The 11040-nt window shown below is 62.2% G+C and carries 11 protein-coding genes; 7 read left to right on the plus strand and 4 right to left on the minus strand.

The features are described from left to right. Positions 1 to 46 precede the first annotated feature (46 nt). A complete protein-coding gene (locus R4P65_RS23620) occupies positions 47 to 1720 on the plus strand; it encodes an acyl-CoA synthetase (RefSeq protein WP_317828340.1) in 1674 nt (557 codons plus the stop codon). Beyond that, a complete protein-coding gene (locus R4P65_RS23625) occupies positions 1720 to 2835 on the plus strand; it encodes a nitronate monooxygenase family protein (protein ID WP_317828341.1) in 1116 nt (371 codons plus the stop codon). Before R4P65_RS23620 ends, R4P65_RS23625 begins: the two co-directional genes overlap by 1 nt. Before the next feature lie 55 nt (positions 2836 to 2890). Here R4P65_RS23625 and R4P65_RS23630 read toward each other — a convergent pair whose 3' ends face one another. After that, positions 2891 to 3046 carry a hypothetical protein gene (locus R4P65_RS23630; protein ID WP_230814877.1) on the minus strand — a complete coding sequence of 52 codons (156 nt, stop codon included), beginning with the start codon at positions 3044 to 3046 and terminating at the stop codon, positions 2891 to 2893. Positions 3047 to 3184: 138 nt separating this feature from the next. Between R4P65_RS23630 and R4P65_RS23635 the strand changes: the two genes are divergently transcribed. Continuing rightward, entirely contained in the window at positions 3185 to 3364 is a 180-nt protein-coding gene (locus R4P65_RS23635) for a hypothetical protein (protein ID WP_317828342.1), read from the plus strand. Positions 3365 to 3374: 10 nt separating this feature from the next. On the opposite strand, the gene R4P65_RS23640 is transcribed toward R4P65_RS23635, so the two are convergent. The 3 genes from R4P65_RS23640 to R4P65_RS23650 all read right to left on the minus strand — a co-directional run bounded on the left by R4P65_RS23640 (position 3375) and on the right by R4P65_RS23650 (position 7383). Beyond that, on the minus strand, positions 3375 to 5006 hold the full coding sequence (locus R4P65_RS23640; RefSeq protein WP_317828343.1) for a long-chain-fatty-acid--CoA ligase: 1632 nt from the start codon (positions 5004 to 5006) through the stop codon (positions 3375 to 3377). A gap of 61 nt (positions 5007 to 5067) precedes the next feature. Further along, entirely contained in the window at positions 5068 to 6189 is a 1122-nt protein-coding gene (locus R4P65_RS23645) for an acyl-CoA dehydrogenase family protein (protein WP_317828344.1), read from the minus strand. A gap of 12 nt (positions 6190 to 6201) precedes the next feature. Then, the gene (locus tag R4P65_RS23650; protein ID WP_230814881.1) at positions 6202 to 7383 is read right to left on the minus strand and encodes an acyl-CoA dehydrogenase family protein; all 1182 of its coding nucleotides are present in this window, start codon (positions 7381 to 7383) and stop codon (positions 6202 to 6204) included. Positions 7384 to 7648: 265 nt separating this feature from the next. Here R4P65_RS23650 and R4P65_RS23655 point away from each other — a divergent pair, with 265 nt between their 5' ends. From R4P65_RS23655 to R4P65_RS23670, 4 genes are all read left to right on the plus strand, one after another. Continuing rightward, positions 7649 to 7840 carry a ferredoxin gene (locus tag R4P65_RS23655; protein ID WP_007734330.1) on the plus strand — a complete coding sequence of 64 codons (192 nt, stop codon included), beginning with the start codon at positions 7649 to 7651 and terminating at the stop codon, positions 7838 to 7840. 109 nt (positions 7841 to 7949) lie between these two features. Further along, positions 7950 to 8867 carry a 3-oxoacyl-ACP reductase gene (locus R4P65_RS23660; protein ID WP_230814882.1) on the plus strand — a complete coding sequence of 306 codons (918 nt, stop codon included), beginning with the start codon at positions 7950 to 7952 and terminating at the stop codon, positions 8865 to 8867. A gap of 487 nt (positions 8868 to 9354) precedes the next feature. Then, on the plus strand, positions 9355 to 10119 hold the full coding sequence (locus R4P65_RS23665; protein WP_003945687.1) for an MlaE family ABC transporter permease: 765 nt from the start codon (positions 9355 to 9357) through the stop codon (positions 10117 to 10119). A 64-nt stretch (positions 10120 to 10183) separates the two neighbouring features. Beyond that, on the plus strand, positions 10184 to 11035 hold the full coding sequence (locus tag R4P65_RS23670) for an MlaE family ABC transporter permease (RefSeq protein WP_283307006.1): 852 nt from the start codon (positions 10184 to 10186) through the stop codon (positions 11033 to 11035). Positions 11036 to 11040 lie beyond the last annotated feature (5 nt).

The following is an 11040-nucleotide window of genomic DNA, read 5'->3' on the forward strand; positions in this document are numbered from 1 at the left end:
CAAATTGGGTCTTGCCAGAAACGGTAACACGTTCTACTTTGATCTCGTGGCCCTTAACATCGCAGACTTCGTAGAGCACGCAATCGACCTCGTTCCGGACCGCGTTGCGCTGGTCTCGGACAATCGCGAGTCGACTTATGCGCAGTTGGAGGACCGGGCGAATCGCCTCGGTCACTACCTGCGTGAACATGGCGTTCAACCGGGTGACAAGGTCGGTATTTACTGCCGGAACGTCATCGAGGCGATCGAGGCCATGGTCGCCGTTTTCAAAATCCGGGCGGTGATGGTCAACATCAACTACCGGTACGTCGAGAACGAGTTGCAGTACATCTTCGACAACTCCGACATGGTTGCGCTCATTCACGAGCGCCGCTACTCGGACAAGGTCGCGAACGTCCTGCCGAACACTCCCAAGGTCAAGTCCGTCATCGTGGTCGAGGACGGCACCGATCTGGACTTCAGCGCTTTCGGCATCGGCTACGAGGACGCGCTCGCACAGAGTTCGGGTGAGCGCGATTTCGAAGATCGCAGCAACGACGACATCTTCATGCTCTACACCGGTGGCACGACCGGTAGCCCCAAGGGCGTCATGTGGCGTCACGAGGACTGGTGGCGTGTGCTCGGCGGCGGCATCAACTTCGTCACCGGAGTCCCGGTCGAGGACGAGTACGAGATGGCGAAGGTCGGCGCTGCCAACCCGAGCATGATCCGCTACCCGATCCCCCCGATGATTCACGGCGGCTCCCAGTCGGCGGTGTTCCACAGCCTCTTCGGCGGCGGAACCTGTTTGATGCACCCGGAGTTCGACGCCCACGAGGTGTGGCAGAACATCGACAAGCACAAGGTCAACCTGATCTTCATCACGGGCGATGCAATGGGCCGCCCGATGCTCGACGCACTGATTGCCGGGAACCCGGAGACCGGTGAGCCGTACGATCTTTCGACGCTCTACGTGATGGCCAGCAGTGCTGCCCTCTTCTCGCCGAGCATCCAGGAGCAGTTCCTCGAACTGCTGCCCAACCGCCTGTTGACCGACTCCATCGGTGCGTCCGAGACCGGCTTCGGCGGACTGGCAGTATTGAGCAAGGGGCAGAAGCACACCGGCGGTCCGACGGTCAAGATCGACGCCTCCACAACGGTTCTCGACGACGACGGTAACGAGGTCGAGCCCGGTTCGGGCAAGCGCGGCATGCTCGCTCGCAGGGGCAACATCCCGCTCGGTTACTACAAGGACGAGGTCAAGACGGCCGAAACCTTCCGCACGATCAACGGTGTTCGTTACTCGATCCCCGGCGACTACGCGCAGGTCGAAGCCGACGGCACGGTCACGATGCTCGGCCGCGGTTCGGTGTCCATCAACAGCGGCGGCGAGAAGGTGTACCCGGAAGAGGTCGAGGGCGCTCTGAAGGCGCACCCGGACATCTTCGACGTGCTGGTGGTCGGTATCCCCGACGACCGGTTCGGTCAGCGAGTTGCCGCAGTGGTTCAGGTACGCGAAGGCACGTCGCCGACGCTGCACGACATCGCCACCGCAGCGCGCAAAGAGATTGCCGGATACAAGGTTCCGCGCAGCGTGTGGTTCGTGGACCAGATCAAGCGCAATCCGGCAGGCAAGCCCGACTACCGCTGGGCGAAAGCCGAGACGGAATCGCGCGAGGCTGACGATCACAACGGAAACGGCGCTCCTGTGGCGTCACCGGCAGAAAGCGTGGAAGCCTGATGCGTTCGGATCTCGCCGACAAGTTCGGCATCGAATACCCGATCTTCGGATTCACTCCTTCCGAGCACGTCGCGGCCGCCATCAGTCGCGCAGGCGGTCTGGGCGTTCTCGGTTGCGTCCGGTTCAACGACCCGGAAGAGCTCGAAGCCGCACTGACGTGGATGGACGAGAACACCGACGGTAAGCCGTACGGCGTCGACATCGTCATGCCGGCCAAGGTGCCGACCGAGGGCGGCGCCGTCGACCTCGACAAGCTGATTCCGGAGGAGCACCGCGCCTTCGTCAACCGCACGCTCGACGAACTGGGTGTGCCGCCGCTTTCCGACGACGTCGAGCATGCAACCGGCGTACTGGGATGGCTTCACTCGGTGGCGCGGTCACACGTCGATGTTGCTCTGGGACACCGGATCGCGTTGATTGCGAACGCGCTGGGATCGCCGCCGAAGGACGTCATCGATCAGGCGCACGAGAAGGGCGTGCCGGTAGCAGCGCTGGCCGGCGCCGTCGAGCATGCACGTCGTCACGTCGCGAACGGCGTCGACATCGTGATTGCTCAGGGCTACGAGGCCGGCGGTCACACCGGCGAGATTGCGTCGATGGTTCTGGTTCCGGAAATCGTTGATGCACTAGGTGATTCGGCTGCCGTGCTGGCTGCCGGCGGTATCGGCAGCGGCCGTCAGGTGGCTGCTGCACTCGCGCTCGGTGCGTCCGGAGTGTGGATGGGCTCGTACTGGCTCACCACGTCCGAATACAAACTCGGCAGTGCGTCGGGCGAAGGCCCGTCCGCTATTCAGCGTGCACTGTTGGGCGCGACGTCGGCCGACACCGTACGTTCGCGCATCTACTCGGGTAAGCCCGCTCGGTTGCTCAAGACCAAGTGGACGGAAGCCTGGTCGAACCCGGGAGCGCCGGCGCCCTTGCCGATGCCGCTGCAGAACCTACTGGTCAGTGATGCTCATCAGAGAATCGCTGCATCGGAGAACCCGGAAGTTGTGGCAATGCCCGTCGGTCAGATCGTGGGACGGATGAACGAGATCCGCCCGGTCGCCGAGGTCATGGCAGAGCTGGTGTCAGGGTTCGAGGACGCGCGAACCCGACTGGATTCGATGAAGTAGTAGATGACACGTGCGTATGCCCTCGGCCGAGTTTCGGTCGAGGGCATACGCCGTTTCAGCCGGCGAGGTCGTCGGGTCCGACGCTGTCCGACAACCATTCTCCGCGGCTGAGAACACCGTCGTCGCGGCGGCGTGCGATCACGAAAATGACCAGGGCGGCGGCGAGGACAACTGCGAGAACGCGCGAAGGCGTCAGATTCGGGTTCTTCATACCCGTAATTTTGCCGGAAGAACGGGCGCAATGGTGAGGCAGCGGAGCAAAATCACGGTGTTTCGGAACTGAGGTGCTGTGAAATTGCTGCGCTTCGGCAGCATGAAGGCCGGCGTTTCGCTCGCGTAGGCCACCGATGTGCACGTTGAGAGTGTGCGCCGCCTCGACTGGGCCCTGGCAGCGGTGTGCCCGGGATCGGTCCTCCAACTGCATCCACATGCGAGCGGGGTGATCGACGACGCGGCGGCATCACAGTTTCGGCTCACCGAGTTCTACGAGACGGTGTCGGCGCACAAACCGCTTGCTCAGCACTACTGAGATATTGGGACTAGACGGGCTCTCGCGTCTTTTCGAGTCCGAGTGCCATTTCGGGAGTGAGTAATTGGAAGTCGGATTCTCCGCGCCGTCGGATCCACACCGGGTCGGAGGTGTTCCAGCGTTCGGCGCTCTGCGTTCGAGTGACCACCTTGAACGTCGCCGTTCTCGGGAACTCACTGCACACTCGGATCAAGGTCGGCTTCTGCTTCGGCCCGAGTTCCGGCCGGGAATCGATGTATTCGGCGACGGCTACCGGGTCGAAGTTGTCGACATCGCCGACCGGAATCACCGACGCCATGACGCGGTCGCCGACGTCGCTGTCGGGGACTGCGTACACGGACACCTGCGCGAAGCCCGGGTAACCGACCAGGGAGCGTTCGATGGGTGCGGCGCCGATGTTCTCGCCGTCCACTCGCAGCCAACCGGAACTGCGCCCCGCGAAGTAGACGTAACCGTCGACGTCGGTGTACGCCAGATCGCCACTCCAGTACTGGCCGTTGCGCATTCGCTCGGCGTCGGCTTCCGGGTTCTTGTAGTACCCGGCAAACGTGCCTGGACCGGTGACATTGACCAGTTCACCAGTTGCCTCGTCGGCGTTGGTGATCCGGCCGTCGGCGTCGAAGACGGCAGGCGGGCAGGGTGCTCCGGTCTCGGGATCGAGGATCTTGACGCCGTCCGGGAGCAGTCCGAGGGCACCGGTCCGCGGAACCGGCGCGGCGGAGATCGAAATGCCGCCCTCGGTGGAACCGAATCCGTCGATGACGCGGGCGTCGAAACGTCGGACGAAGGTGGCGATGGCGGGAGCCGAACCCTCGTTGCCGTACATGATCTTCAAGGTGTTGTCCCGCTCGTTCGGCACCTCGGGGGTGGACGCGATGAAGGACAACGGCTTTCCGACGTAGTTGGAGTACGTGATTCCGTACTTGTGAACGTCGGGCAGAAAACCCGAAGCGGAGAACTTGCGTCGCATGGCAATTCCCGCACGAGCGTGCAGCGCGACCGTCCACGCCGCCATCATGGCGTTGGAATGGAACATGGGCATCGCCATGTAGACGACGTCGTCGGCGCCGAGCCCGAAACGATCGGCAAGCATGACTCCGGGAGAGGCCAACTTGTGGTGCGTGCACCGAACCGCTTTGGGATCACCGCTTGTTCCGGAAGTGAAAATGAGCATCAACAGATCGTCGGGCTGCGCCGTCGACGCGTAGGCCGGCGTATCGGCGAAGGGCGCCAACAACTCCGTCCAGGCCGGAGAATCCACGTTGATCACCCGGACATCGCGGAGATCGACGTCGTCGAGTAGGTGTGCCTGGTTGTTCTCGGTGAAGATCACCTGGCAGTCGGAGAGCGCAATGTCTCGCGCCAGTGCCGGTCCGCGCCTGGTCGTGTTCAGTCCGGCTGCAACCGAACCCGAGAACGATGCCGCGCCGAGCAGTAGTGAGAACTCGGGGACGTTCTCCATCAGAAGACCGAAATGCCTGGGGCTCGTTCGATCGAGCAGCGTGTCCAGCAGCGCTGCTCGATCGAACGAGCCTTGAACGTGCTCGCGCCAGGTGATGACCTGGTCCTCGAAACGGATACCGCGGTCGTCGATCTCGCTGACTCCGAGGAGTAGATCGGAAACAGTGGGGCTCTGACTCATAGCTGCATCATCATCGATTCGTCTCGGACCAGGTCATGGATTTCCACTCGGTGGGACGCACTCAGGCAGGAACTGCGGCAAGTACCTTGCCGAGCGCGCGAAGCTGATCTGTTGCGTTGCCGAGCAGGAACTCGTGATGCTTGGCCGCGAGGAAGTAGCGGTGAACCGGATGGTCCTCGTCCAGACCTACACCGCCGTGAACGTGAACCGCAGTGTGCCCGACGCGGTGTCCCGCATCTGCAGCCCAGAACTTGGCCGTCTGTACAGCGCCGTCGGACGGAAGTCCTTCGCTCAGACGCCACGCGGCAGCCCACAGAGTCAGACGAACGCCCTTGACGTCGATGTATCCGTCTGCGAGGCGCTGGGCCACGGCCTGGAAACTACCGATCGGACGACCGAACTGCACACGCTCGGTGGCATATTCGGCGGTCAGCTTCAACGCTTGATCGAGCACCCCGTACTGGTAGGCGCTCGAACCGAGCTGAATTCGCTCGACGATCCACGCCGCGATGTCCGATCCCTGGGCAACCGAGCCGAGAACACGATCGGCCGGGATCTGCACCGAATCGAATTCGACGAGACCCGCACTCGAGAAATCTGTGGTCGATTGCCTGGTAATGCTCACGCCCGCGTCCGACGGTTCGACGAGGAAGACCGCGACACCGTCCTCGGTGATGGCGGGGACGAGGAACAGATCTGCGAGCGGCGCACTGTCGACGGTGATCTTCGCGCCGTCGATGCGCCAACCGTCGGCGGTCTTCTCGGCACGCGTGACGGGGTGGGCCGGGTCGTCGTTGTATTCCTCGGCGAGGGCCGCGGTGAGTATCTTCTCGCCGGCGGCGGCAGCGCTCGCCCATTCGTCTCGCTGTTGGTCCGAGCCGAATTCCGCTATCGCTGCGGCGGATCCGACGATGGACGTCAAGAACGGAACGGCTGCAACACCGCGTCCGAGTTCGGCCAGGATGCTGCACTGCTCGAGGACACCGAATCCGTCTCCGCCGACCGACTCCGGAAGGGCCGCACCGAGGACGCCGGCCGAGGCCAGAGCGTTCCACAAGATGGCGTCGAAGCGGTCTTCCGCGGCGTCGAGTTCACGAAGGCGATCGTTGGTGACCAGTTCGGTGACGACGGATCGTGTCAGTCCGGACAGGTCCTGCTGGGCCTCGGTAAGGGTGAATTCCATGATCGTTGGTCCTTATCGCTTCGATGCGGGAAGCCGCAGAGCTGTCATGCCGATGATGTCGCGTTGCACTTCGTTGGTACCGCCGCCGAACGTCAGGATCAGCGAAGAACGATGCATGCGTTCGATGCGTCCGCGTAGAAGAGCGCCGGGGGAGTTCTGCCTGATCGTGGCGGAAGATCCCAGAATCTCCATGAGCAAGCGGTAAGCCTCGGTGGCGAATTCGGTACCGAACACCTTGTTGGCCGACGCCGCTTCGGGACCAGGAGCGTGATCGGTTGCGGAGGCGATTTCCCAGTTCATCAACTTCAGGTACTCGGCCTTGGCGTGCACACGCGCCAGATTGATCTGCACCCATTCCTGGTCGATCATGCGTCGGCCGTCGGGCAGCTTGGTGTTCTGTGCCCACTCGCGGACCTCACGCTGCGCGGTCAGAATCGGTCCGGCCGAGGTGAGGGCAACGCGCTCGTGGTTGAGCTGATTGGTGATCAGTGCCCAGCCGCCGTGTTCCTGACCCACAATCGACGACGCCGGGACGCGTACGTCCTGGTAGTAGGTGGCGCTGGTGTCGGGACCGGCCATGGTGTGAACCGGGGTGTAGGAGAAGCCTTCTGCCGTGGTGGGGACGATCAGCATGCTGATTCCCTTGTGCTTCTTGGCTTCCGGATCGGTTCGGCACGCCAACCACACGTAGTCGGCGTACTGGATCAGGCTGGTCCACATCTTCTGCCCGTTGACGACGTAATCGTCGCCGTCGCGGACGGCCGACGTGCGCAGTGACGCCAGGTCGGTACCGGCCTCGGGCTCGGAGTACCCGATCGCGAAGTGGAGCTCACCTCGGGAGATCTTGGGCAGGAAAAACGCCTTCTGCTCGTCCGTGCCGAAATGCATGATTGTGGGCGCTACGGAGTTGATCGTCAGGAACGGCACGGGCGCCCCGGCGATGGCAGCTTCGTCGGTGAAGATCAGCTGGTCCATCGCGGAGCGTTCCTGTCCGCCGTACTCTTTCGGCCAACCCAGGGTGAGCCAGCCGTCCTGGCCCATCTGCGCGACGACTTCGCGGTACACATTGCCTTCGCCGTACTCACCCGTCGTGGCGGCGAGTGCTTCACGCCGTTCGGGAGTCATGAGTTGTGCGAAGTAGGCACGCAACTCCTCCTGGAGCTGTTGCTGCTCAGGGGTGTAGGTGATGTGCATGGTTACCTCTCCATAGAGATACGAATCAAAGCGTCAACCATTCGATTGACACGGGTTCTATCGATGCGTACATCGGCGACAAGGGGCGCCTTCGCTGTGTCCAGCGGATCGTTCGACGTCCGTTCTCGGGACTTTTTCGAATCATTGCACACGACTGAAACAGGTTCTAGTGTTATCGCCAGGAACGGTGTGCGGCACAGCCCTGCGGCACTCGTTTCGTATCCGTGTTCGTGCCAGTAGTTGTGAGTAGAGAAGAGGAATCGCCATGGAGGTCAGGGTTGATCTGGACCGTTGCGAGGCAAACGGTGTGTGCGTCGGGATCGCCCCCGATATTTTCGACCTCGACGACAACGAGGAGCTCGTGATCAGTTCCGTACGTCCGCCGGAGGATCGCTGGGAAGATGTCCGTTCCGCGATCGCTCAGTGCCCGCGTGCGGCGCTGACCGAACATCCGTGACGATGGTTGCCCAAAACAAGAACACGTTCTAAAGTTGCGAACTCGTGGGTCACGGCAATCGAGCCGGGTAACTCGACACACGACCGCAAAGAACCGGGAGAGCGCTTCGATGAATGCTGTGAACAGCCCAGAAACCAGTCTCGAAGGCAAGGTCGCCATCGTGACCGGTGCCGGATCGGGGCTCGGAAAGTTCGAGGCCATCGGTCTGGCGAAGGCCGGTGCGTCGTTGGTCGTCAACGATCTGGCCCCGAACGAGGCCGTCGAAGCAACACTCGAGGAGATCCGGGGCCTCGGCGCCAAGGTCGAATTCGTGGCAGGCAACGTCGGTGAGCGTTCTACTGCCGACGCACTGATGGAAGCAGCGCAGGGGCAGTTCGGCAGTGTCGACATCGTCGTCAACAATGCCGGCGTCGTGCGTGACCGGATGCTGTTCAACATGTCCGACGAAGACTGGGATCTGGTACTCGAGGTTCACCTTCGAGGCCATTTCCTCTTGTGCCGCAACGCCGCTGCCTACTGGCGGGCGAAATCGAAGGAAGCCGGTGCGCCGGTGTACGGGCGCATCGTCAACACCTCTTCGGAGGCGGGCCTCCTCGGACCGGAAGGGCAGCCCAACTACGGCGCTGCAAAAGCCGGAATCACGGCGCTGACGTTGTCGGCCGCACGTGGGCTCTCGCGCTACGGCGTTCGTGCCAACGCGATCTGCCCGCGGGCGAGGACGTCGATGACCGAAGGCGTGTTCGGTGACGCACCGACCGACGGTATCGATCCGCTCTCACCCGAGCACGTGGCGTCGCTCGTTTCGTACCTGGCATCACCGGCGGCCGACGCCGTCAACGGTCAGGTATTCGTGGTGTACGGCCCGATGGTTGCGCTGATGGCGGCGCCCGTCGTCGAGCAGAGGTTCGACGCAGACGGCGATTCCTGGTCTCCGGAAGCGCTGTCCGCGGTGATGGGAGACTACTTCGCAGGCCGTGACCCGGCAAAGATGTTCTCGGCGTCAGCGGCCCTGCGAGCGCTGGGCTGATTGGTGCGTGCGACACGTAGGACCGTTGTTCATACTTAGGCGGGTCTACGTGTCCACTTCCTGGTAGAAATAGCGTGTTCACGAGTCGGTGAGCGCGGTAATTCGCCTGCGTTACGTAAAGAGACCAACGGTCTCGAAAAAACTGGACTGTGTTCCAATTTTGCATTCCTGTGAATGATGCGATATTCGATCGACGTGCCCGGACAAGGCTGTCGCGATAATGGGTCTCGATCCGACACCGAGAAGCGCTGATCATTCAAAAGTATTAACTTCCAGTATATTTCGGCGAAAATTCCACCGAAAAGGGATGCTTCCCATGGTCCGAATACTCGGGTTTCGGATCGGCGCCCTGAGGCTACTTCTTAGAGTTGGACACTTGTTTTTGACAGGTGAACACGTTCTAGTTAATATGACCTGAGTCACAAGCTGTCGGGGGCTGGACTATGAGAACAGACAGTACTGCGGCAACCAAGGACGAGGAGGGCGAATGGTAGACCTCGTCGAGGTGCCATTACGAGCGGTCGGTGGCTTCTTTCAGATGTCCGCCCAAACCTTGAGGGCAGTCTTCTCCCGCCCATTCCAGCGGCAAGAGTTCATCGATCAGGCCTGGTTCGTGGCCCGAGTCTCGATGGTGCCGACGGTGCTGGTCGCAATCCCGTTCACGGTGCTGGTCAGCTTCACCATCAACATTCTCTTGCGTGAGATCGGTGCAGCCGACCTCAGTGGTGCCGGAGCTGCCCTCGGTACCGTCACACAGGTCGGCCCCATTGTTACCGTGCTGATCGTCGCCGGCGCCGGCGCGACCGCCATCTGCGCGGACCTCTCGGCCCGAACCATTCGCGAAGAGATCGACGCGATGAAGGTGCTCGGTATCAATCCGATCCACCGGTTGGTCGTTCCCCGGGTGCTCGCGTCGACGGGAGTGGCGCTGCTCCTCAACGGACTTGTCTGCACCATCGGCATCCTCGGCGGTTTCGTCTTCTCCGTGTTCATCCAGGACGTGAACCCCGGCGCCTTCGTCAACGGCATCACGCTGCTCACCGGATTCGGTGAGCTCATGCTCTCCATGGTCAAAGCAGGACTGTTCGGCATGATCGCCGGCCTGGTTGCGGCCTACCTCGGACTCAACGTCAAGGGCGGCGCCAAGAGCGTCGGTGACGCGGTCAACCAGACCGTCGTGTTCGCGTTCATGGCGCTCTTCGTCGTCAACGTGCTCATCACGACCATCGGTATCAAGTTGACGGCCGGATGAGGCACACGGCAGCTGGAGAGATCGAAGTGGACAGAACGACAAACGACGGACGGGAGGAGATCTGATGGCGTTGGCCGCAGCGGGACGCTTCCCGCGCACACGTCGACAGATCGGATCGATCTCTCGCGGTATCGACAGCATCGGTGATCAAGCGCTGTTCTTCGCGAAGGCTCTCGGCCACGCTCCCAAAGCGCTGATGCGCTATCCGCGTGAAACTCTGCGACTGATCGCCGAGATCAGCATGGGTACAGGGGCGCTCGCCGTCATCGGTGGCACCGTCGTGATCGTCGGCTTCCTGACACTGTTCACCGGTGGAACCATCGCCGTTCAGGGCTACAGCTCGCTGGGCAACATCGGTGTGGAAGCACTGACGGGCTTCTTCGCCGCCTTCATCAACGTTCGCATCGCGGCGCCGGTCATCGCCGGAATCGGCCTCGCCGCGACCATCGGCGCCGGTTCCACCGCGCAGCTCGGTGCAATGCGTGTCTCGGAAGAGATCGACGCGCTGGAGACGATGGCGATCCCGTCGATTCCGTATCTGGTCAGCACCCGCGTCATGGCAGGCATGATCGCGATCATCCCGCTGTACTCACTGGCGGTGATCGCGTCGTTCGTCGCCAGCCGCTTTGCGACGGTGTTCCTCTACAACCAGTCCGGCGGCGTGTACGACCACTACTTCACGACCTTCCTGATACCCACGGACATACTGTGGTCGTTCGCCCAGGCGATAGTCATGGCCCTGGCCGTCATGCTGATCCACACCTACTACGGCTTCAACGCAACCGGTGGCCCGGTGGGCGTCGGCGTCGCGGTGGGTAACGCAGTGCGCGCCTCGTTGATCGCGGTCGTCACGGTCACCCTGCTCATCTCACTCGCCATCTACGGCGGGTCCGGCAACTTCAACCTGTCGGGATAGGCGGG

The organism is Rhodococcus sp. IEGM 1318, assembly GCF_033142465.1.
Taxonomy (GTDB): domain Bacteria; phylum Actinomycetota; class Actinomycetes; order Mycobacteriales; family Mycobacteriaceae; genus Rhodococcus_F; species Rhodococcus_F qingshengii_B.

Coding starts and splice junctions, on each gene's coding strand:
- R4P65_RS23625 (WP_317828341.1), top strand. CDS start 1,720: ATGCGTTCGGATCTCGCCGACAAGTTCGGCATCGAATACCCGATCTTC.
- R4P65_RS23630 (WP_230814877.1), bottom strand. CDS start 3,046: ATGAAGAACCCGAATCTGACGCCTTCGCGCGTTCTCGCAGTTGTCCTC.
- R4P65_RS23640 (WP_317828343.1), bottom strand. CDS start 5,006: ATGAGTCAGAGCCCCACTGTTTCCGATCTACTCCTCGGAGTCAGCGAG.
- R4P65_RS23645 (WP_317828344.1), bottom strand. CDS start 6,189: ATGGAATTCACCCTTACCGAGGCCCAGCAGGACCTGTCCGGACTGACA.
- R4P65_RS23650 (WP_230814881.1), bottom strand. CDS start 7,383: ATGCACATCACCTACACCCCTGAGCAGCAACAGCTCCAGGAGGAGTTG.
- R4P65_RS23655 (WP_007734330.1), top strand. CDS start 7,649: ATGGAGGTCAGGGTTGATCTGGACCGTTGCGAGGCAAACGGTGTGTGC.
- R4P65_RS23660 (WP_230814882.1), top strand. CDS start 7,950: ATGAATGCTGTGAACAGCCCAGAAACCAGTCTCGAAGGCAAGGTCGCC.
- R4P65_RS23665 (WP_003945687.1), top strand. CDS start 9,355: ATGGTAGACCTCGTCGAGGTGCCATTACGAGCGGTCGGTGGCTTCTTT.
- R4P65_RS23670 (WP_283307006.1), top strand. CDS start 10,184: ATGGCGTTGGCCGCAGCGGGACGCTTCCCGCGCACACGTCGACAGATC.